We start from the raw sequence: 22099 nt of genomic DNA on the forward strand, positions 1-22099 counted from the left end.
GGTCCAGATGGCCCGCTCGGGCCAGGACGGCGAGATGCCGTTCATGACGGCGCCAACGCCCATCAAGGTGGTGACGCCGGTCAACACGTGGCGGCGCACCCTCACCGGAGTGCGACGGCTCACGACCGCGACAGACAGCCCGCTATAGAGAAGCGCGGCGCCTGCGCTCACCACTCTGAGGCGGCTGGGCAGCACGCCGGGGTGAGCGCCGCCGTAACTGGCACGGCCCCAGGGGACCCCGGCAGCAAGCGCAACTTGGAAGGCGGCGACCCCTCCCAGGCCAACGGCCAAAGCACTACGTTCGAGGGAGCGCTGCTGACGCTCAGCACCTGATGGCATCGGCCTCGGCTCAGTCACACGTTCATGATGCCGCATCCGATCATGCCGCGTGGAGCGTGGGACGCACGCTAGTGCCGCGTGGAGGACGGCTACGCTCGTCCGATCATGCCGCCTTGCGCTGACGGCTCAGCGGGCCAGTGTCCGCGCGATGGCCTCGAGAGCCTTGGCTGTTCGCTTCCCCATGGCAGCCTGGTCCGTGCCGCCTGGCTCGGGGTACGTACCCGACTCGAAGACGTCCGTCGCCAATACATACCGATCTTCATAGGTGCGCCCGCGCGTGTCCTCGTAGGTGGCGGTGGCAACGACCCGGTCGGCTGGCACCGCCATGTGCCGTTCGTCTGCGTCACCCCTGAAGCGCCAGACGTTGTCCAGTCTCATGCCTGGTGTCAGCGTCGGGATCGGGTCCGCGTAACGCCGGTTGATGGGGTGGACCAGACCCTCCTGTGCGCTGTTGACCTCGGGAAGTGGTGGATCGAAATAGATCACCACGTCGCGGGCCACGGACCGGCCTACGTTGCGCACCACCAATGTCGCCGTGGCCGTGACAAGGGGTTCATCCCGGAGCTCAGCGACCACTACGGGTCGAATAGCATCACGACTGTCTTTGCGGATCTGGTTCAGCGAGAAAATCGCTACCAACGTCGTGACCACGGCTGCCAACGCCGACACCCCCGCCCACACTGTGGCGGAATCTGCCTGCTGTAACGGGTCAAGGGCTACCAGTAGGTCCATGCCTCCGGAGTATGGCGCTGGGTCCTGACAAGGTCTCGGGGACTATTTGGCAGCCCAGCAGGACCGACCTTTCGCTCAAGCTCGCCACGCCACCCGGCCGTCGGGCGACCAGTGGCGCGAACGACGTCGAGCACCAAGGGGCCAGCCATGTGCGGCATCCGGTATTGCGGCGCGTCAGGCAGAAGCCTCGACGTGCCTCGTTCCGCCGCAAGGGACGCGTGCTGCGACGTCCGTTCCTGCCGCACTAGGCGTGGCAGCACGCTCTGACCTCGTCGGCACCCATCCTGGGTGCGTCCCACCGCCGCGTGGGCGAAGGCGCCCTTCTGCCGCACTGCGGACGCGGTGGCGTCCGCAGTGCGGCGTTCGGGTCCGTCTGCCTGCGCAGTGGGAACCCCGACAGCTCCCGTCGAGCAGTGGGCTCCCCGGACCCGGCCCGGCTTGAACGGGCAGCCACCCTCACCATGCGACGGGCGGGACGCACCCTTACCGGGTAGGTGCGCCTTGGGCGGGCTCAATATCAGGGTACCGCCAGTCGTTCGAGCGCCCGGGCCGGTTCACTGTCATGCCGCAGGTGGCACTATGCGTTGTCGGTCTGGCTCTGGGTTTCGAGCGTCGTGGTCAGTTCCCGGATCGCTGCGACGATGGCGGGGTCGGTGTGGTGGTGAGTGGTGAGCCATGCCAGGACTGCTCGTGCGGCGTTGAGGTTGTCCGTGTAGCCAGGGATCATCTGGTGCAGCGGGAGACCTCCGGGTAGAGAGGCATTCTCGATGCGGCGGGTCGCCTCGAAGGGGTCCGGGTGGTCCAGCTCCGTGGCGGGGTCGAGCCGCACCAGCGCCAGGACGCGGTCGACGGCGTATACCTGGATGAACCGCATGGCGGCCAGGTGCTCACCCCGCAGCTCACGGTGCAGACCGACGTAGAGGTTGGTCAGGGCCTCGTTGAGGTGGAAGTCCACGGTGTCCATCGCGGTGGCGGCCGGCAAGGCCGCCCCGAGGGCGAGCGGGTCCACCCGTCCACGTGACCAGACCACACGCGCACCGGTGACCGGCAGGGCGGCGAGCTGCTCCGGGGTGAAGATCGCATACTCCAGGAACAGCCCGTCGGCCAGGAGTGCCTTTCTCCCGTTCGGGTCGTTGACGAAGCTGTACGCGACCTGGCCACCGAAACCCTGGAGCCAGCTGGTGTCCTGCAGGTACCGGTCCTTGGTGTCGGTGGTGTCGGTGATGAGGAAGAAGTCGATGTCGGAGTTGAGTTGATTGAGCGTTCGTGTCCGGTTTGACGCGCTGGATCAGACCACATCGGTACGGTCCTCGTGACACCTTCAGGAGGGTGCACGATGAGCAGCAACGATGCCTCGGTACCGAGGAAGCGGCGACCGAAGAAGGTCCTGTCGCCGTCGGCGAAGTATGAGATCTGGTTGCGGCTGGTCCGTGGCGAGGTCACGATCGCCCAGGCCGCGACCGAGGCCGGGGTGGACCGGTCGACGGTCATCCGGGTCCGGCAGGTCGCCAAGGACGGTGCGCTGGCTGCGCTGGCCGCCTCCCGGCCCGGCTCGCCGGGCAAGAGCCAGCGGGACTTCGAGCTGGAGGAGGCCAACGCCGAGATCGCACGGCTCTCGGAGGCGGTGAAGGAGCTGGCGGTGAAGCTGACGCTCGTCGAGGGAAAAGGGGGGTCGGTTTGACGCCCACGGCACCCGTGCCGGCCCGGGTCGACGCCGCCACGAAGGGCGCTCTGCTGGGCCTGGTCGAGCATGCCACCGATCGTGGCTGGCCGGTGGAGAAGGCGTGCGCGGTGCTCGGCCTGGACGTGCGCCGGGCCCGCCGGTGGACCCGCCGTCGGGAGACCGACGCCGCCGCCGGGCTGGTCGATGCTCGTCCCGGCGCGAGCGTCAACGCGCTGAGGCCGGCCGAGGTCGAGGCGATCGTGTCCGCGTTCGAGACCTTCGGCGAGAAGGACTTCTCCCACCGCCGGCTGGCGCACCGCGGCTCCTACGAGGGCTTGTTCTGGGCCGCCCCGTCCACGGTGCGGCACGTCCTGAACGACCATGACCTGCGGTTTCGTCACCCACCGCGGCCGCCACGCGGTCAGCGGCGCCCGTTCCCGGACTGGGCCTCTCACACCCCTGGGTCGATCTGGATCTACGACACGACGCACTTCACCGCCGCCGGCGTGGGTGCCCTGTTCGTCGAGGACCTCGTCTCGCGCAAGTGGATCACCACCGTCGTCTCCGCCGAGGAGACCCACACCCAGGTCCAGCTCGCGTTCGAGCAGGCCCTGGAGGTCGAGGGGCTGCTGGAGCCGGCGCTGGAACGGGCCGAGGCGCTGGGCCGGGACCTGGAACTGGACGGGGAGGACGAGCTCACCCCGATCCTGCTCGCCGTCTCCGACAACGGTTCCCAGATGATCTCGGCGAACACCCGCAAGTTCATGGCCATGTACGCCATCGCCCAGCACTTCGGCCGGCCCTCGACGCCGACCGACCAGGCCTGGGTGGAGTCCCTCAACGGGACCGTCAAGGCCGAGTGGCCGCACCTGACGAAGATCACCGACCCGGCCGTCCTGCGTGCCGAGCTCGACGTCGCCCGGACCGAGTACAACACCACCAGGTTGCACTCCGCGCTGGGCTACGTGACTCCGGACGACGAGCACCACGGCCGCGGCGAGGCCATCCGACAGGCCCGCCGCGACGGGCTCGCACGAGCAGCCCAGGCACGACTTGCCTACAACCGGAACCAACGGAAGAATCAACCCAACCCAGAGGACCCGGATGTGGTTTGATCCGCACGCCCGAAGCGGACATTAACGCTGAAACACCTCAGAGTGGTCGTCGAACCGGTGCGTCTGGACCCCGGCCGAGCCCAGGCCCAGGACCGCCTTGACGTGCGGGTCGGTGGACACGTGCACGGCGAGGTCGTCCAGCCGGAGCAGGTTGGGGTGCATGCCGTTCATCCTCCGAGCGGATCGGGACCGGTGCTCAGCTGCAAGCCGCCGAGGCCAGGATCGGTGTGCGGAGAGCCGTCGCGGGCGACCATTCGGCCCCGTGGCGGACACCGTGGGAACCCCGCCTGCACGCGCCCGGTGAACCGCTGCTCGCCGTCGACCGTGCCGCCCCGGTGAACAACTTCGGCACGGAGGTCACCCTCCGCCCCGGATCCCCAACTCGACCAGGTCACTAATCGGGGGACACAGGCCGGAGAGGTGCGGGAAGGAACCCTAGGGATCAGCGCCCAAGAGGGAACCACAAACGGAAAGGTGGAGGAAGATCGCGACATGTCGTCGTCCTTTCGATAAAGGTCGACGATTCTGCCCGCACGGGTCACACCCACCGAGGTCGCGACACCGCACAGGCTAGACCAAGAGGGACACCCGGCGCACCCCTCGGGACGCCCTCATCTGCCGCTGGTCGCCTGCTGCTCGACCGTGCCGCTGCGGGGACAGCAGAACCGAGTTCACGCTTGGGCGCACCCCGACACGAGCCCTTCCGATGGAACCAGCAAGCGTTACCCAGGACGGCGCGCCATCTCGACGTCCACCAGCAGCGCAGCGTGCGCCTCGTTCCAGGTCTGCGCTGGTACTCGCGCCATCCCCGGTTCCAGAACGGAGTGCCAACCGTCCCGCATCACGCCGCGGTGGTTCAGCAGCGCCGGGACGGCGAGCGGCAGGGGAAATCCGTTTCGCCACATTGGCTTGTAGCTTGCGACGTTCCCCACGTTCGCTTGCCAGACCAGCAGCTCCCAGCCGAGCGAGCCGAAGGCATGGTCAAGCGCTAGCGCCACAGCCCCGGTCATGGCGCCCCGGCCACGGGTCCGTGGGTGGGTAACGTAGCCAACATCCCCCGAGGCATGCTTTCCCTCGCCCCCTCCGGAGCGTAGATCGATCGTGCCGGCATACGCCCCATCTTTCTCGATCGCCCAAGAGACACGATCGGGCGACGGCTCGATCATCTCCGCGAGGTACTCCTTTGCCATCTCCTTCGAGTAGGGCCTCGGCACCGTGGTCCAACGGACAGTCTCGGGATCGATACACCGCTCAAGGACTGGCCCGAGGTCGTCCATCGTGTGCGGTCGAAGGGACACACCGGGACCGGTCAGGACGGGGATCTCGAGTGCGTCGGACATGCCCGAAACGCTACCTGCTGGACGGAGCACCGCCAGGCCGTGGACGCCCGCATCTGCCGCGCTGAGGACGCTAGCCTGCGGCGCGTCCGATCATGCCGCGCTGAGGACGCTAGCCTGCGGCGCGTCCGATCATGCCGCGGGTCGCGATAACCTGGTGGACGGGAGGGCAGACTTCTCCTATGGAGAACTCCTCTCAGATGACCGCCGCCGAGGTGGTGCAGATCGTCGCCTGGCTTGACGCCAACGGGGTGGTCTATCAGATCAACGGCGGATGGGGCGTCGATGCGCTGGTGGGACGACAGACGCGCCCTCACCAAGATCTCGACGTGTTCATCGACGAAGTTCACGAAGCCGACTTCATGGCCTGGCTCACCTCCCCGGGCTACCGGGTCACCGAGGATTGGCGACCAGTCCGCGTGCAGTTATCGAGTCCCCTGGGGCAAGTAGACGTCCACGCAATGCGCTTGGACCCGGCCTGCGACGGGGTCCAGCAAGGTCTCGACGACGACGTGTACCTCCACCCTTCTGAGCAGAGAGTCGTCGGCCTCATCGACGGTCAAGCAGTCGCCGTGGCTAGCGCCGAGCGAGCCCGTCAGCTTCGAAGTGGCTATCGCCTGCGCGCCGTGGACCTCCACGACCTCGCATTACTCGACGAGCTGTAGGCATCCTCTACTGCCGTGAGCCGCTCGTCCGTCCGAATGCGTTACCGCCGCGCCAGACGCGCGTCCTTCCGCCCACTACGGGGCAGCGTCACATCGCCCAGAAGGGTCTACCCGGGAGCGCGCACCTTCTCGCTCTCATGTCGACGAGCGATCGTCAAGCAGCGGCGTCCCTGCGCGAAGTGCCGACCGCCGAACAAGCGAAGAGGGCCGACCGCCACGGGACGAGCGGGACCGCCCCACCGCCGAGGGGCCACGGTGAGATGAGCGCGGGGGTAGGTGCTCGAACGCCCGCGGCCACTAAGCGCTCCAGCATGTGAGCACGCGCCGCGGACAGCCGGGTGGCTGTTCGGCTAGCCCGGCTAGCGTGCCAATCGACCTCCCCTGGCCGATGCTCACCGGAGTTGGAGTAGACTGACGTGACCTAGTTCACGTGGCCATGAGGAGAGATGATGAGGCACGATGCGCCGACTTCGGTGGTGCCAATCTACCCTGCGGATCCTGATCCGGCAAGGCCCCGTGGCATAGCGGCCGACAGGCCGGAGCTTTATGAGTTCGCCGCTCATCGTTCCTTGGAAACCCTCAAGTCCCAGGAGCAAGAGTTGACGACCACGCGGACGCGCGCCGTTCACATTGTAGCGTTCCTCGGCGCAGCCACGGCCTTTCTCGTGACAACCATAGTTGGAAGAAACGGGGCAGGGACTGGTGCGCGTGACGATGCGCTCTACGTTTCGGGTCTTGTGGTGGCCTGCGTATTGGCGGTGGCGGCCGTACTCCTTTTGATGTCCCTTCTCACGGGGAGGCCGGGAGTAGTGCGAAGACTCCCTGGGTCAAAGCCCTTTCCCTTCCGAGTCGAGCACAAATTAACGTTCATGTTTGATCTTCGTGGTGACACCCTCGCCGGTTGGGTAGTGGCAAAAGATGGGAAGCTCAGGTCGGCCGCGAAGTTCTACGAGCGCGTCACACAACAGGCTCGTCGCATGCAGTTGTTCAATGAACGTAGCCTGCAGGCGGTGCACTTCCGATATCGAGCGTTCGTTCTCCTAGTACTCCTGCAATTGGCTGCCTGGGCGACCTTAGCCCTGCGTTTCGGGTAGCGGGGACGTCAGTTGACGGAGAATGAAGGCTCACCGGAAGATGACGAAGGGGAAGGTGCAGACCCCGAAAGAGAGGAGGGGGACGAGGACACGCCGGCCCCTGCGCCCACCCCCGCGCCCACTGATCCCGAAGATCCTCCAGAAATTGAGCCATGGGAACCTCTGGAGTTTGATGACGATCCCGCAATTGTCACGGACCCAACGGCCCTTGTCACAACGTATGGGGCGCGCAATCCGAGGTTAGGCCGTGCCGTACGGAACCTGCTGGACAAGATTCCGCACCAAGGCACCCACTCGATGCCACCAGAGGGCATCGATCTGACTGGGGCGAATCTGAGTAGCGCGGACTTGCAGGGTGCTTTTCTTGAGCGCGCATTACTGAACAGCGCCATCTTGAGTCGGGCTGATCTCTCATCTGCGAATCTGTCTGGAGCTCATCTCACGGCCGCGCTCATGAGTGAGGCAAACTTGTTCGGTGCGGATGCGACGGCCGCCAAGTTTGCGGACGCGAAGCTGCAGAGCGCCGTCCTCTCCTGGGCGCACGCTTCTGGCGCACACTTCGAATATGCGGACCTAACGGGCGCAGACCTGACGTCAGCGGTCCTTTCGCATGCGTCCTTCTCTCGGGCGCGACTGCGGGGAAGTTATCTTGGTTCTGCTAATCTGGTTGAGGCGTCCTTCGAGGGTGCCGACCTCCAAGGTGCCGACCTGCGGGCGGCACTTATACGGAAGACGAACTTCCGCAAAGCTAATTTGACAGCTTCGAACCTGTCGGCTACCAAGATCGATGGCGCGTCGCTTGCACATGCCACTCTCAAGCAGGCTGACTTATCGCATAGTCGGCTGTACGATTCTGACCTCGCTGACGCGGACCTCCGAGGGGCCATCCTAGTTGGATCGGTCCTTGGCCGGAGCAACCTTGTCGGGGCTCGTTGGGACAATGGAACCGACTGGGGGTCGACAGATATCCTTGAACTCATGCTCATGCGATCGAAACGACTACAGGATGGGTCATACGTAATCCTGGGGGCTGAAAATCCGGTGAATACTCGAGTTCTCGTCTCGCAGTGACTGGTAAAGTGTGCGTCGCCGTCTTCAGCCGCGCATGTAGTCAGTGGGGCCAACTTGTCGGAACTAACCGCAGGAAGCCCTGCCAGTTCCCTCCGCTCGTCGACTGAGAAGACCGGCGTGCTTGGGGTCACCCATGGGTGCGGAGCCGCCGGACTGAGCGTGGTCGCACGCTACTGCCGCGAGTCGGAAGTGCCGGCGGTGCGTCACCGCGCCGCGATCGACGCCGACCACGACGGTGACGCGCCGCCGCTAGCTTTCGCGCTTCGTGTCAAGAGGTTGGTTCGGGCGTGCGTCATCGGCCGTGCACCAGGGTGTGGATGCTGCGCACGGCGGGGGCAATGAGGAGGTGGGGGTCGGGGAGGTTCCGTGCTATGGGCCGCCGAGTTCGGCAGGCTGATCAGGCGCCGTCAGGCGGCAGGCTCTCGTGTGCGCTGTGGCGGGGGGCGGCCCAGCGCGGACGGGCGGCAAGCTAGGTTGCGCCGTCGTGCGGCATAGCTAACGTGGCCGTCACCGTCCGCGGCTGAGCCTTCCTCGACGATACGCCTCCTCATCGAAGGGGCGCTGGGTCAGGAGCATCCGGTAGGTCAGGCGGCAGGCGTTTGCGGGCCAGCGCCACGCGGGCCTGAATCGGCGCCATGCCGCGGGCGCGCAGCTGGGCGTCACGTTCGGCGAACGCAGGGGAGAACCGGGACAGGCCCCAGGCGATGCCCATCAGCGCGTCGCGGTGCTCGGCCAGGCCCTGCCGGGAGATCCGTCCGCGCCGTCGCAGGGTCGCCGACTCATACATCGCCGGTGCCAGCCCGGTCGCCGAGTACAGGTGCTCGGCGTCGGGGAACCGGTCGATCGGCAGGCTGTGCGCCGCGAACGCCGCCGCCCGGACCGTGGCCACGCCGGGCAGGGTGGTGAGCACCTGCCCGTCGGTGCGCGCCAGCAGCATCGTGATCTCCTCCTCCAGTGCCGTGATGTCGGCCTGCAGGGTCCGGTAGCGGCCCAGGTCCCGGCACAGACGGCTGGCGCGTGCCTGCGCGTCCGGTGGCGGGGGCAGGGCCCCGCGCCACCGGTCGGCCCAGTAGCGTGCGGTGGCCGGGCCGATCCGGCCCGGTGACCTGGCGGTCAGGGAACGGACAGATGCCGGCCGTCCGGCGAACGCCACCGCGCAGGCCAGCACCGCCTGACCGGTCGCTCCTTCGACCGCGAGCGAGCGGCCGTGCCCGGCCGGTGCCGACAGCCCGGGGACGAGGGCGTTGAGCTGGTCGTGCAGCCGCTGCTGCGCCTTCTTGCGGTCGGCGACCAGACCGCGTCGGTGCCGGACCGCGGCGCACAGCTCATCCACGACCGACTCCCGCGCCTGGGCCCGTCCCGCTCCTTGCCTGGCCAGGTAGGTCTCAGGCCGCCTCCGTCCCGTGCACGATCGCACTCAGCTTGGCCAGCGCGTCGACGAGCTTGTCGTAGATCTGATGGACGCCATCATGTTCGCGGTGGCAGTGGACGACCCCGAGGCGCCACCAAGCTCCGCCCGCGTGGCCGCGGCGGTGCCGGTGGCCGGGCTGCCGCGCCGCAAGGGCAAGATCCAGCTCATCGACGCCACGGGTGCCTGGCGCCCCAGGGGTCGTCAGGAGCGACGATCTTGGAGATCTCGGATCCAGGACGAAGTCGCGGTCCGCCTCGGTGCGTCCTCGGCATGAGGGACACCTCCAGCGTCGAGCTGACCGGCCTGGCAGTAGTCGCCCAGACTGCAGATCACGCGCGGCCTGTCAGCGCGGCGCAGTCGCGGTCATCGGTCTTGAACCGGCCCGACCCCAGCTGGGTGCGTGCCGCCTTCGTCTCCGAGGGCGCGAACAGCCGCACCGATCCGGGGTGCAACCGCTCCAGCTCGCTCGCCCAGGCACGGTGCAGGCTGCCGGTCGCCTCGATCGCGATCACCAGAGCGTCGTGACCGGCCACCTGCGAGGTGACCGTGCTCTCCAGATCCCCGATCCCGGCGCGCGAGACCGGCATCGAGGACGGCTCGGTCACCAGACCCTGACCGTCACAGACCCAGACCCGGTTCATCACCTTCCCCGGGTCGATCGCCACTACCAGAGCCGAGGGGCCCAAGGGCGCCTGAAGCAACATGACAGACCTCCTCACCGCACGAACGGTGCTCAGCCCGCGCCACCAAGCCTTTGCCGGCGGTCACGGTAGGCCATCGCCTCGACGGCCCACCATCAGCCTGCGCTCCTCGACGTCAATGTCGTTCATGCTCGCTGCGCTGCGCGTGCTCCACATTGACCTCTCCCACGCTCCGGCCGGTGGCTGGCCGCCTACCGAGGCGATGCCCCACCTCATGGCCTATCAGCTAGCTAGGATGATCGAGCCCGATCTCGCTCGGCTAACCATTCGCGACCACTGATCCGAACGAACGGTCGCTTGGAAGGTGCGCCCTCCATGCCGTCGTCACAAATCGGCAGGAAGAGTAACGTTGCGCGACCGTTTCACGCGGTGGGAGAGTCGGGTGGCAGGTACGGCACCTTCCCGATCTCGCCTCCGTTGAGCTGACGGCTGTTCTGGTCGATGTATGCCCAGTCGTCGAACGGGGTCATGACGATCTTCTCCCCGAGGAAGTCCATCATGGCCTCGTTGTACTCGTAGTACGGGGGTCGCACCAGGTCGATGTTTGCGCTGACGCCGTCCTGGTACTTTTCCCAGGGGAACCACTCGTCCGAACAGTCCCAGTTGATCGCGCCCTTCGAGTTCACTCTCTGCAGGTTGCCGTCCTCGCAGTGGTAGAGAACCTTGTTGACGCCACCGGTGTCGGCGCCGGACATCCAGAGCCCCACGGTCTCGTTCAGGTTCAACTCGTTCAGGGTGTACACCACGCCAGGACCCCACCGGGAGTAGTCGACACCGGCCCCGGGGATCTCTCCATGGTTCATGTAGTCGTAGTTCATCACCGACAGGTAGTTCGGCTTGTGCGCGTTGAACGCCTCGCACGCCAAGTCCGTCGACGCGCCGGGACACTCACCCTCGACGACGCCCCCGTGCTGCAGACCGAAGTTGTGGCCCAGTTCGTGCATGATGACAGCTGCCTGCTTTTTGGCGCTCCCACGACACTTCTGAGGTGTCCCTTTCCCGGACTCTCCCGCGCAGAAGTTGACCACAAGCGCCTGGCCACGAGCTTGGGCCCGACCCTTAAAATCAGCCTGAGCAGAGTGGATTGACGCCATGTAGTGCGCCCACCCTCGCTCATCCGTCGAGAGCCGCTCCAACGCGAAACTCCAGTCGTTGTCGGCTTGCGTAGCAAGGGACCCGATCTCATCGCCCTGCTCCGCTGTCAGGGGTGTCGACTTCTGAACGACGTGCAGCCGGATCCCCTGCGATCCGTCGGGGTTGGCAACCGGGGCTGCTGCGAAGGCGTCGACGAGACGCTCCCACACGTCCTCGTTGGGCATGACGCCCTTCTGCGCCTCGACGACCAGGACGACGTCCTTCTTGTCGCTGCCCGCGCCAAGGTCATGCAGAGCGGTGGAGAAAACCCCATACCCGAGGTCCCGGCGACTGTCCTCCCACGGGTCCGGAAGCCCATCCTCGTCCACGTCCAGGACACCCCCGGTGGCCTGCAGGAGGGCGTCGACGAGCGCACCGGGGTCGCCCGCCGGAATGTACGCCCCGTTCGTGGCATCAGCCGCGCACGACAGATCCGCCGCCGTGGTCCCCGAGACCTGCAGACCGACGGAGTAGAGCGCGACGTCGATGCCGTCGAACGCGCTCCCCTTGACGTACTCACAGATCGAGATCCCGCAACTGGTGTCCCCGTCCGTGAGCAGGACGATGCGCTGCTCGCCGTCACTTCCGTACTCGCGGATGTCGGCGGCAGCCTGGCCCAGAGCTGAAGTCGTCGGTGTCCCACCACCAGCGACCAGCCCCAGGACCGCCGACTCCACCTCTGCTGCGGTGCCCACGTCGATCGGCACGATGGGCGCTACCGAAGACTGGTCGCAAGAACCTGCATAAGACCGCAGGCCCATGGCAGTGCCCTCGGGCAGCGATGTCGCCGCGGCAGATACTGCCTCCTTGGCCATCTCCAGCGGAGTTCCAGACATCGATCCCGACACGTCGACCACGAAATGCACGACCGGCGCGGACGGACGGTCCTCGTCCATCGACTGCGCCGCTCCACCTCCTACCGTCAGCAGCCCGAGACTGGCGACGGCAGAGACGAACCAGGACCACGGTGTGACGATGCGCACAAGGACCTCCTTGGTAGGTGGCCAGAGGATAGCGAGCGTTTGTCGCTCTTGTGTCGCAGTCACGCCACGAGCTTGCGGCGGAGGAGGTAGGCACATGGCCAACGCCAGCGACACCGGCGTTCCGCGGAGCTGAACCACGCCGCAGCCAGACCCAACGACCACACAGGACATCGTCAGGAGGTCAACATCCGCCAGCGCGTCCTTTCGCCGCGAATTCGCCTTGTCGCCAGGGCGGCCGATGGGCTCGTCCACGCCGTGCGTTGCCCGACGTCTGGGCGCCACGTTCGCGCGGGGCAGCTATGTCTGGTGGCGCCAATGATGATCGGCATGAAGGGCAGCGATGCCCGGCGGGGCGCGCGCCAGTGCCTTCAGTTCAGTAGGGCATGCTCTTGGCATGAGACTGTCGCGCATGCCAAGACCAACGTTGTTCGCGCGGGTCGGGTCGACGCCGGAGTCTGCCTGCGTCTGGGTGGGGGAGAGGCTAGAGACATCAGAAGCCCTTGGAAGCTCGTTCCTTGAGGCTGCCGACGCTCTGGGAGAGTTGTGGCTGGCCAGTCACGCGTCCTCTGACCGGGACCGGTTGGCCATACCTATCGTTCAGACCTACCGGCACGCAATCGAGTTACTCTTGAAGGCAGCCTGCGAGAAGGCGGCTGAGCTTGTCGGGTTCAGCCGCTACCTCGGGTACGGGGAGGATGTCAGACCGGCGGATCTTCAGGACAGGCTTGGCCAGACGCACTCGATCGCCAGGTTGGTCGAGTTGTTGAGCACGTTGACCGGCGGGATCGACTCCGGGGGGTCCGGCGAGCTGCCACCTGAGACCAAGGACGCGCTCAAGTACCTCCATGATCAGGACGAGCGCGGGCTAGCGTTCAGATACGCCAGCCGCAAGGTTGGCAAGGGTGAGTCGGCACACTGGGCACCCGTGCGCCCCACCCTGATGGTCATGGACCTGGAGAACGCAATCACTGAGTTGCATGGGGCGGCACAAATGATCGAGGGAGGACTAATGACATACCTCCACGAGTACGAATCGTTTCTGCAGGAGAGGTTGTCTGAGCACGAGGCAGCCCAGGTGGACAACGAACAGTACGACGAGAATTGGCGCTACCAGTAGGAGGGCCTGCTTGCCAATCTTGTAAAAGCCAGGTATGCGCCGGGCAGTCGTTAGGTGTTCACGCGCCAACGGAATGTACCGAGTCAGGCGGCCACAGACCCGCAGCATTTGGGCGGAACAAGCGCAAGATCCATTCAAGAAGGCCCAGAGATTGTGAGCGTCCGCAGCGGCCAGGGCTTTAGAGAAGAGCCCTTCTTCCAGAGGTACGGCTTCATCGCAGAGAGATGTTCGGAGATCACGAAGAAATGATAGACCGTAGCCACGACGTCTACGAGTCCAAAAGCTCATGGGTCTTCTGAGTCCCATACTCGCTCACGATTTGGTGTTTGGCATCAAGTAGTGAGGCCCGACGAACCCCACGTGCACCCGGCCAGTGTGCCCACCGGTGTCATCGTAGAAGTAAATCCTAGGCGCGAGGTCCCCGCCGCCTTCAGCAATCTTGAGGTGGCTCAGCATGGTGAGCGTGCCGCCAAGACTTACTTCGGACGAGACAGGGAGCACTCGAAATCGGCTTAGCTTCTCGTTGTTCCGCACGGATTCGGACTCGGTCATGGACAGGTGCTTAGAGTTGGCTGGCCATGCGAAGGGACCGCCCTCGCGGCACCACTCCCAGAACCCTCCTCGGAAGCCGGAGGCTCTCGATTCGGCGTACGCAGCGAAGGCCCTGAACCCGCGCCACGCTTTGTTTCCCCACGCGTAGGCCTGCGGGCATGTGTCGATGCCGTCCAGATCCCTGGCTGCGTCGTCGTGCACTACGACTCGGTCCGTCAGGTACATCTGTGCAGCCATGACTGCCTCGGAGGTGTCTTGAACCTCGTCGGGTATTTCGTCGCCTGTCTCATGCAAAGTGCCCCAGAACAGATCGTGGAGTGCTTGCCCCTCGAGGGCCGATCGGATCCGGTCGAGATGACCGATCTTCTGATTGAGCTCCCGCTCCGCCGCATTTGTTTGGGCGATCTCGTCCTCGAGCGCCGTTTCCCAGGAGGAGCGTTCCCTCGCCAGCTCCTTTTCCCGAGCCTCCCGGGATTCGGTGTCGGCCTCCGCGGCTGGAGGGATGGCGGTGAAACGGAGGAAGGTGTCCGGCACGCGGCGACGGGTGGATGCTTGAGCAACCCCATACACGATGCGGTCGATCATGGAGTCCTCACGAGAGGCCATGAGATGGCCGAGGACGTAGCGGTGGCGCCACCCGTCCGAGGGGTCGCTGACCGGCCCGGGCATGTAGGTGCGAACTCCTCCACCCCAGACCGCCAGGGGCCCGATGTCTCGGCGGAATGCGGTCACGGCGTCTGCGTCGAGCGTGAACACACTGGCGATCCCCCCGCCACGTCTTGCTATCCGCTCGGCCCAGATCTGCCACCGTCCGTCGTGCTCGCCACCTGGTTCGCTGCACACGATGACGGGCAAACTGCGACTGGCCGACTGTAGGTGCTCGATGAGCACGGGGACCTGATCTGCCGTGATCGACTGAACGTCGATAAACAGTCCCGATCCGGCGAGGTGCGGCTTGCCCGGGAGCGACAGCAGGTCGTCCACCAGGCGGGGGCGACCCACCTTCACACGTTGGGCGACGTCATCCGACTCGACTTGATTTTCGATCCAGACGCTCACGCCCTCCTCGTTGGCCACCACGCGCATCACCGTGGTCCACACGGTCGCGTTGTTGTCACCGCCTGCGGTGGTGTCGCGGGTAACGCACTCGAGTCCCCAACCTGCCAGGGTGTCTTCGCCGTCGACGGTTCGGATCTCGATGACACGGGCTCGGTCGGGCGGGAGGACTACTTCAGCCGTGCCGTCCGGGAGCGGACGAGCCTCCAGATCGTCCAACGCCCAGCAGGTGAACTTGGCCCTTGCCAGGTCGATGAAGACGTCTGGCTCTGCCTGAGTTTGGTCGGACCAGAGGGCTCGGTATAGGACACTCATTGGATCGATTCCTTCGACAACTCGTGCGAGATGTTGACACTGTGATGGTGGGCGCCCAGCTCACGCTCCAGCACCTTGCGCAGCACCACCCCAGCCGTCGACAGGTGCTCCATCATGGCCCACTCCTTCGTCCTGCGCCTGTGCCCTGCCGAGGCTACCTGGCCCGACTGACACGCGTCTCGGCGTGCGGAACCCACTGCGGCGCCGCCGCGTTCGTGGTCATGCGTGGCCTCAGGCCCGCCCGTTCCTTCACAAGCGTGGGAGCTGGGGACGCAAGACACCTCCCGCGAGTCGTGTGCGGGCACGCGTCATTTCACCGCAAGTGACGCGGGCTGCGGACGCACGGATCTGATGGGTTGTACCGATTGGCTTGTACCGATCCCCTGGCAGGCAGGCTTGGTTCCGGTAGCGGCCGGCGGTTCAGCACTCTCCGAATCTGATCGTTGAGGTCTTGCGGCAGACCGCGGGGCCCCGGTCGTGAGGAGGCGTGACCGCTGCTGGGATGAGGTGCCTCCAGATCGTCCGGGTGAGCACTTGACCTAGATCGCCGGGAGTCCTCCTCCTCGCTGCTGCAACTGACTGCCCCGAGGCGAAGGAGAGAACGCGATGTTGTTCGTGGGTGATGACTGGGCCGAGGACCACCACGACGTCGCGACCCACGATCGCCCCACTACCTGGCCCAAGTCAGGTGAGCCCCCGCTCTCTTAAGAGACCCCCGCCCAGTCCTGTCACGGGCCCTTGGGCGGGGGTCCATCTGCGTTCTCGACACGGGCGACGCAGAAGGGCACCCATCCCTGACCCCACCGCCATCTGGACGGGAGAGGCGAGCGTCGAGACCGATAGTACGGGGAGCGGCTGCACCTCGGCATGGAATCACCCTGCACCCCGGCCCGTTCGCACTCGGCCAACCCGTCCACCGGAGTCAAGAAATCGTTCCGCTCCGCCTCCAGGCTGTACGAACGCACCCGTCTCGAGAGCGGTCAACCGAGCCGCCTGTCTTCAACGTCTCAAGCGCGTCCGCAAATGACCGGTCGCGAGTGCAAGGTGATCCACCAACCGCTCCCTTTAGTCGCCGAGCCTCTCACCTAGTACACCTCACCGGTAAGTGGGTCGACCCGGTGACCGTCGACGACGTGCAATCGTGGGGTCTGCTGGGTCTGGTCGGGGGGTTGCAGCAGCTGACGGTGGTGGTCGACGTCGCCGGTGTAATGCCGGCAGCGGTGGTCGTGGGCGTCCTGGAAGCGGACGTGGGCGGGTCGGGCAGGCCAGTCGTGGTGGCGGCTGTCGCAGGCCGTGCGCAGCCGGGTCTTGCGGCGGTCGAAGAAGGCGGGCAGTGCGTAGCGGTGCCACTCCTCGAGGGCGTCGCTGGCGATGGCCTGCCCGGCCTTGCGGCGCTGGTCGGCCAGGACGGCGATCTCGTGGATGAGGTGGGGGTGGGCGGGCCAGCACGGCGGGACGAGGTAGGAGGGGTCCCAGACGTGCTCGCTGTTGACCCATTCGACGACGGCCTCGAGCCATTCCCACAGCTCGGCCCGCATGGGCGGGTCGTCGATGGAGCCGGGGTCCCACGGCCGGGGCAGCTTGCTGGGGTGGCCGACCGCCCTGCGCGCTGCGTCGTCGCCGTTGAGGGCGATGTCGAGCTCCCGGTAGGCGTGGACGATCAACGGCCCGGGGGCCGGGAAGGGCCTGGCCAGCGGGTATCGTCCCCGTCCCTGTTCTCCTGCCTGGTGGGTCGTGCTCACCGGTCGTACTCCGCTGTGGTGAGACCGTGCTGACGGGCGACGGCCAGGGCGGCGGTGGCACGGGCCTCGGGGCGGATGGTGGCACGCCGGTGCCCACCGATCTGGTCCCGGAGCATGGCCTGGTCGGTCAGGAGCTGCTTGCCGGGTCTGCCGTCGATGCAGCGGCGGAGCCGGGCCATCATCGGTTTGCCGTTCTCGGAGATGACCAGGGCGTGCCGTTCCTTGATCTGACGGATCTCGGAACCGGTCAGGACGGGGATGTCCTCGGCCGAGTAGGTGCGCCCGCCGCGGTGTCCGGTGTTCCAGGTGGCCCGGCCGACGCGGACCTTGCCGACGAGGTCGGAGATCTCCTGGTTGAAGGCGACGTCCTTCGAGCCGCCGAACAGGACGAGGTTGTTGGTCAGGCCGAGCACGGCGCGGGCTTCCTGCTGGCCGAAGATGGAGTCCAGCTGGGCCCGGGTCTGCGCGGCCCAGATGAATGAGAGTCCCAGGGCTCGTTCGTTGGCCAGGCGGGTGCGCAGGGTGGGTAGTGGCGCGGTCGACGGCAGCTCGTCCAGGCAGGCGAGCATCGGTGGGCACAACCTGCCCCACGGGGACCGTTGGGCCATGCCCAGGGCTGTGTCCAGGACGTGCTCGGCCAGGGCTGTCATCAGCGGGGAGGCCGAGGCGTAGGGGTCTTCGCGGCCGAGCAGGTAGATGGTGCCGCCTGCGGCGATCACGTCCTCGATGTTGGTCGGTGGCCGGCCGGGCCCGGGGACGCAGCGTCTGCGCATCGGTTCCTGGAAGAACAACGACAGTGCCTGCTGCACCGTGGTGACGGTGTTGCCGGCGGTCCGTTCGTCTCCGTGCAGGGCCCCGTGGAGCAGTCCGTGCCAGAACCGGGCGGCCTGGGGGTGGGTGCGCAGGATCTCCGAGGGTTCGACCGTGGAGCGCGGGTCGGCGACCCACTCCAGCACGTCGTCGAGGGTGCGGCCGGCCAGGGCGGCCGCGTGGAAGTAGGCCTGGATGACCTTGGCGGCCTCCGCGGCGTAGAACCGGGCGGCCTGGTCGCCGTACCCCTCGGCCACAGCACCCTTGATCGTGCCGGCGGTGAACGCCTTGGCACGACGCTCGGCCACGATGGCGTCCACGCACCCCTCGATCGGGTCCCACACGAGCTCGGGCAGTCCGGGCACCAGCCCGAAGGGGTCGAGCACGACGCAGGGTCGCCCGTCGCTGGAGCGGGCGGTCAAGGTCAGGAGCAGGTCGTCGGGTTTGGTGAGGGTGACCAGGGCGGCGCCGGGTGCGTCGAGCAGGGCTGGGGTGAGCAGGTCCAGGGTCTTGCCCGAGCCTTGGGGTCCGATGACCCCTGCGGTGCGGTCCCACGGCACCCACAGGTCGACGCCGGCGGGTGCGGCGGACCGTCCGAGGTTCCACCCCGCGTCCCGTGGGTCGAAAGAACGAGGGCGACCGAAGGGGCTGGGCAGGATCATCGCGGGTCCCTTCCGAACAGGTCGGGCCGGATGACGGCGCGGTGCTTGCGCAGCCGGGGCCGTCCCAGCAGCGACGCGGCCTCGGTCCGTGAGGCCATGCCCCGCAGCCGGCCGGGTCCCCAGCGCCGGTAGACCACGACGGCCAGGATCAGCGCGTGGACCAGGGTGAGTGCAGTAGTGCTGAGTGCCCAGGCCCGCAGTGGGCCAGGTTCGGCGACGACGCCGGGGTTGGTCAGTCCGGCGCCGGCGTCTCCGTGCCATAGGCCGGGGATGCTGCTGAACAGCTCGGTGGCGGGGGGCCAGCCCCAGCCGCCGCCGGCGAGGAGGTTGGCCACGGCCCGCCCGGTGTGCACGCCCAGCACCGCGACCAGCACCAGGGTGACCGCGATCGCAAGGGGGATCTCGTAGGTCCACGGGTGCGGGTTCTTGAGTCTGTCCTGCTGCATCGCACTCTCTCTCCTCCGGCGATTGGACGGGTCGTTCTGTTTCCTGAAGCGGACGAGGACGGCCCAGGGACTCAGCTGGGTGCTTTCGGGTTGTCGTCGATGTTGCCCAGGCGCCAGATCTCGAAGATGTTGTTGTCCAGGGCGTGCTCGTAGCTGAAGTGCCCGACCCCCTTGGTGGGGTTGGCGGCCTCGATTGAGGTGTAGGTGGCCGGGTCCCGGACGAACCCGACGTGCCCGATGGTGTGCGGGCCCAGGTAGGAGTCGAAGAAGAACAGGTCCCCTGGTCGGGCCGCCTCGAGCGGGACGCGGAACCCGTTGCCCATCGCCAGCCAGTCCCGCTGGGCCTGGGCGGTGCGGGGGGCGGTGATCCCGATCTGGGCCATCGCGGTCTGGGTCAGGGAGGAGCAGTCCCAGGCGTCGGGACCGCCGGCGCCCAGGACGTAGGAGTCCCCCTCCTGCGCGGCGGCGAACGCCAGCATCTTGGCCACCCGCTCGTTGCTGACCGGGGGCAGGTCGGGGTTGCCGCCCTGGCCGTCGCAGTGCAGCGGGTCGCCCAGCACCAGCCCGCCCCCGTAGGCGTGTGCGTAGAAGAGGACGTCGTTGACGTACCACTGGGCGTGGTTGTAGGCGAGGAGCGCGGCGCGCACCCCCGGGTCGCCGCGGTGCACCCCGGAGGCGGTCAGGTAGTTGGCGGCGGAGAAGATCGAGTCGGCTTCGTTGTCGATCTGGGTCAGCCCGTCGCCGTCCCCGTCGATGCCGTAGGCGGCGAAGGTGGCTGGCATGAACTGCATGAGGCCCCGCGCGCCGGCGGAGCTGGTCGCGGTGTTGGCTCCGTGGGCGGTCTCGGCCATGCCGATCCCGGCCAGCAGGGTCCACGGGATTGCGTACTCCGACCCGGCCCGCTCGTACAGCTCCTGGATGGCCGGGGGGATCGGCAGCGGCGGGTTGTGCAGGGAGTCCTGGCGGGGGTGCCCGGGGGCAGGCAGTTCGAAACCGATGCCACCCTCCCCGGCCTCGGGCAGGTCCGGGACCTGTTCGGGCGCTGGTGGTGGTGCGACGGCCACGCCGGTCAGGGCCGCGCCACGCTGCGCCATGAACGGCACCGGGTCGGTCGGCTCCCCCCGGACGTGGACCTCGAAGTGCAGGTGCGAACCGGTGGAGTCACCGGTGGATCCCTCCAGACCGATCCGCTGACCCTGGTGGACGGCCTGTCCGGCGGTCAGCGGGCTGGGTGCCGCCAGGTGCAGGTACCGGGTGCTGGTCCCGCCGCCGTGGTCGATGGTGACCGCGTTCCCTCCCCCGCCTGTCCACCCGGCCGCGGTCACCGTGCCGGCCGCGGCGGCGACCACCGTGGCGCCCGCCGGCTGGGAGGTCATGTCGACACCGGCGTGCAGGCGCCACTCCTTGTGGATCGGGTGGAAACGGTGCCCGAACCCCGACCCCGGGGTCAGGGCATAGGCGGTCTCGTACGGTGGCCGCCAGTGCCCGGTGACCGGCAGGGTCCTCTCGCAGAAGAGGGTGCGGTGCTCCTGGTCCATCGCGGGGGTGGCCACCGACGCCACGAGCACCGCGGTGACCAGAGGAGATCCCAGCAGCAACGCGAGAGCGGCCAGGACGGCGAGGACACCTTTCACCCCGGGTCACCGAACCGATTCGATGCCGAGGTTGGTGTTGGCCAGTGCGGCCTCGAGCGGGTGCAGGACGGTCTGGACCTTGTAGAGTCGTTCGCCGACCTGCCAGACGGCACGGCCGGGTTCCTGGCGGGCCCAGGTGGTGATGGCATGCACCGCCAGCGGCCCCAGGCCGAGGATCTCGTCGAGCTCGGCAGCCACCTTGGGCCCCTGCCCGTGCAGGATCTTGATGTCTGCCAGGTGCAGCATGTCCCGTGCGATCATCTGCGCCTGGGTGCCTTCGTCGCCGGCGGAGAGCAGGTCGGAGGGTTTGTGCGCGACGGCGTACTGGATGTCCCCGCCCTGGCCGGCGAAGCCGCGGGACAGGCGCATGTCGGCGTCGAAGGCCTTGACCGCCTCCGGGCCCAGCCGCAGCTGGCGCCACGCCTCGTCGCGGACGACCACGCGCTGGTCGGCCCGGGAGACCACCTCGCGCTGCCCGGCACCCCACGAACCCAGGCACGTCAGGGCGATACCCACGGCCTCCTGCGGCAGCCGGGACAGGGACAGGGACTGGATCGGCGCGAGCCAGTCGATGTCGACGTTCGTGTGCGCGTCGAACATGCCTGCCAAGGTTCCGTTGACCAGCTGGCCCAGGGCGTCGCGCAGCAGCCGGGTCTCGTCCATGAACTGCCGTGTGTTCTCGAACCGGGTCGCCGCCACCATCTCAGGGGCAGGGTTGTCCAGCGCGTGCCACAGCCCGGGCAGCGTCGTCTCGGTCAAGGAGGTGGCGCCAGCGGCGTAGCCGGTCAGGTCGGCCAGTGCGGTGCGGACCACCGTCTCGTCCGTAGGCCCGAACGGGACCAGGTCCTCCCCGATCTGCTGGGACCCGACCAGGGCCCGGACCAGGGTCAACCAGCGGGAGAACACGGACTGGGCGCGACGTTGCGCCTCGACGGCGTCCAGCTGGTCCCAGCCGTGACCCAGCGGACCGAGAGCCAGGGGGTTGACCCGTGCGGGTAGGCCGGCGCCGAGGGCGATCGGAGCCACCCCGAGGAAGGCGCACACGGCTTCGTACTCGTCCTTGGTGTCGCCCAGGATCAGGGCCCGGTACCCGAAGTCCATCATCCGCAGGATGAAGGCCTTGGTGGTGCCGGACTTGCCCGTGCCAGGTTTGCCGAAGCACATGATGTTGGGGTTGCTGATCGGCACGTCGTCCCGGACGACCCAACCGAGCGGGTCGCAGTGGAACGCGGCCCCGGAAGCGACGTCGATCCCCATCTGTGCCCCGGTCGGGGGCAGGGCCGGGGTCGGGATGAAGGGCCAGAATGCGGGGGCCTGGTCGCTGGTCATCCGCCAGGTCGCCACCGGCGCCCTCGCCGGGGCCCAACCGCGATCTGCCTTCCGTGGTCCTCTGGGGCTGGTGGGCCGGAACACCCGCGGCTCCCGCTCCTGCTTTGCGGGCATCGGTGCCGGTGGGGCGTCGTGACCGAAGTCGGCCAGCAGGCGTGCTACGTCACGGCCGGTGCTCGCCCGGTGGCCGC

Annotated in this window: 19 protein-coding genes; 6 read left to right on the forward strand and 13 right to left on the reverse strand. The window is 67.3% G+C overall.

The features are described 5' to 3' along the window. Window positions 1-465: 465 nt before the first annotated feature. Together DV701_RS07510 and DV701_RS07515 are read right to left on the reverse strand one after the other, a co-directional pair. Window positions 466-1071 (reverse strand): hypothetical protein, encoded by a 606-nt coding sequence (locus DV701_RS07510; RefSeq protein WP_114927758.1) that lies wholly within the window; start codon window positions 1069-1071, stop codon window positions 466-468. Window positions 1072-1648: 577 nt separating this feature from the next. Beyond that, complete coding sequence (locus DV701_RS07515; RefSeq protein ID WP_114927759.1) at window positions 1649-2080, reverse strand: hypothetical protein; 432 nt, start codon at window positions 2078-2080, stop codon at window positions 1649-1651. A 327-nt stretch (window positions 2081-2407) separates the two neighbouring features. Between DV701_RS07515 and DV701_RS07525 the strand changes: the two genes are divergently transcribed. Both DV701_RS07525 and DV701_RS07530 read left to right on the forward strand, forming a co-directional pair. Further along, on the forward strand, window positions 2408-2752 hold the full coding sequence (locus DV701_RS07525) for a hypothetical protein (protein WP_114927761.1): 345 nt from the start codon (window positions 2408-2410) through the stop codon (window positions 2750-2752). Next, the gene (locus tag DV701_RS07530; protein ID WP_202863665.1) at window positions 2749-3849 is read left to right on the forward strand and encodes an integrase core domain-containing protein; all 1101 of its coding nucleotides are present in this window, start codon (window positions 2749-2751) and stop codon (window positions 3847-3849) included. The genes DV701_RS07525 and DV701_RS07530 overlap by 4 nt, the downstream gene beginning before the upstream one ends. 21 nt (window positions 3850-3870) lie before the next feature. Here DV701_RS07530 and DV701_RS18195 read toward each other — a convergent pair whose 3' ends face one another. Continuing rightward, window positions 3871-4011, reverse strand: a complete 141-nt coding sequence (locus DV701_RS18195) for a hypothetical protein (protein WP_162802892.1) — start codon at window positions 4009-4011, stop codon at window positions 3871-3873. Window positions 4012-4571: 560 nt separating this feature from the next. Then, window positions 4572-5189 (reverse strand): GNAT family N-acetyltransferase, encoded by a 618-nt coding sequence (locus DV701_RS07535; RefSeq protein WP_114927762.1) that lies wholly within the window; start codon window positions 5187-5189, stop codon window positions 4572-4574. A 179-nt stretch (window positions 5190-5368) separates the two neighbouring features. On the opposite strand from DV701_RS07535, the gene DV701_RS07540 reads away from it, so the two are divergent. After that, the gene (locus DV701_RS07540) at window positions 5369-5851 is read left to right on the forward strand and encodes a nucleotidyltransferase domain-containing protein (protein WP_114927763.1); all 483 of its coding nucleotides are present in this window, start codon (window positions 5369-5371) and stop codon (window positions 5849-5851) included. 1391 nt (window positions 5852-7242) lie between these two features. Beyond that, entirely contained in the window at window positions 7243-8016 is a 774-nt protein-coding gene (locus DV701_RS19350) for a pentapeptide repeat-containing protein (protein ID WP_114927764.1), read from the forward strand. A 547-nt stretch (window positions 8017-8563) separates the two neighbouring features. Here DV701_RS19350 and DV701_RS07550 read toward each other — a convergent pair. Beyond that, on the reverse strand, window positions 8564-9349 hold the full coding sequence (locus DV701_RS07550; protein ID WP_114927765.1) for a transposase: 786 nt from the start codon (window positions 9347-9349) through the stop codon (window positions 8564-8566). 70 nt (window positions 9350-9419) lie between these two features. Between DV701_RS07550 and DV701_RS07555 the strand changes: the two genes are divergently transcribed. Next, a complete protein-coding gene (locus DV701_RS07555) occupies window positions 9420-9701 on the forward strand; it encodes a hypothetical protein (protein WP_114927766.1) in 282 nt (93 codons plus the stop codon). Between the two features lie 55 nt (window positions 9702-9756). On the opposite strand, the gene DV701_RS07560 is transcribed toward DV701_RS07555, so the two are convergent. Beyond that, window positions 9757-10146: a hypothetical protein gene (locus DV701_RS07560; RefSeq protein WP_162802894.1), complete on the reverse strand. Its 390-nt coding sequence runs from the start codon at window positions 10144-10146 to the stop codon at window positions 9757-9759. A 344-nt stretch (window positions 10147-10490) separates the two neighbouring features. Beyond that, complete coding sequence (locus DV701_RS07565) at window positions 10491-12497, reverse strand: VWA domain-containing protein (RefSeq protein ID WP_114927768.1); 2007 nt, start codon at window positions 12495-12497, stop codon at window positions 10491-10493. Between the two features lie 142 nt (window positions 12498-12639). On the opposite strand from DV701_RS07565, the gene DV701_RS07570 reads away from it, so the two are divergent. Beyond that, on the forward strand, window positions 12640-13362 hold the full coding sequence (locus DV701_RS07570; protein ID WP_162802895.1) for a hypothetical protein: 723 nt from the start codon (window positions 12640-12642) through the stop codon (window positions 13360-13362). Between the two features lie 312 nt (window positions 13363-13674). Here the strand turns inward: DV701_RS07570 and DV701_RS07575 are convergent, their stop codons facing one another. From DV701_RS07575 to DV701_RS07600, 6 genes are all read right to left on the reverse strand, one after another. After that, a complete protein-coding gene (locus DV701_RS07575) occupies window positions 13675-15285 on the reverse strand; it encodes a hypothetical protein (RefSeq protein WP_114927770.1) in 1611 nt (536 codons plus the stop codon). Between the two features lie 1085 nt (window positions 15286-16370). Further along, window positions 16371-17027 carry a hypothetical protein gene (locus DV701_RS07580; RefSeq protein ID WP_228255273.1) on the reverse strand — a complete coding sequence of 219 codons (657 nt, stop codon included), beginning with the start codon at window positions 17025-17027 and terminating at the stop codon, window positions 16371-16373. Beyond that, window positions 17024-18499: a type IV secretory system conjugative DNA transfer family protein gene (locus tag DV701_RS07585; protein WP_114927771.1), complete on the reverse strand. Its 1476-nt coding sequence runs from the start codon at window positions 18497-18499 to the stop codon at window positions 17024-17026. The genes DV701_RS07580 and DV701_RS07585 overlap by 4 nt, the downstream gene beginning before the upstream one ends. Beyond that, window positions 18496-18945, reverse strand: coding sequence for a hypothetical protein (locus DV701_RS07590; protein WP_114927772.1), 450 nt, complete (start codon window positions 18943-18945; stop codon window positions 18496-18498). The genes DV701_RS07585 and DV701_RS07590 overlap by 4 nt, the downstream gene beginning before the upstream one ends. Before the next feature lie 71 nt (window positions 18946-19016). Then, a complete protein-coding gene (locus DV701_RS07595) occupies window positions 19017-20579 on the reverse strand; it encodes a peptidoglycan DD-metalloendopeptidase family protein (RefSeq protein ID WP_162802896.1) in 1563 nt (520 codons plus the stop codon). Window positions 20580-20585: 6 nt separating this feature from the next. Then, window positions 20586-21908, reverse strand: coding sequence for an ATP-binding protein (locus DV701_RS07600; protein WP_228255274.1), 1323 nt, complete (start codon window positions 21906-21908; stop codon window positions 20586-20588). Window positions 21909-22099 lie beyond the last annotated feature (191 nt).

Source organism: Ornithinimicrobium avium (assembly GCF_003351765.1).
In the GTDB taxonomy this organism is placed as follows: Bacteria; Actinomycetota; Actinomycetes; order Actinomycetales; family Dermatophilaceae; genus Ornithinicoccus; species Ornithinicoccus avius.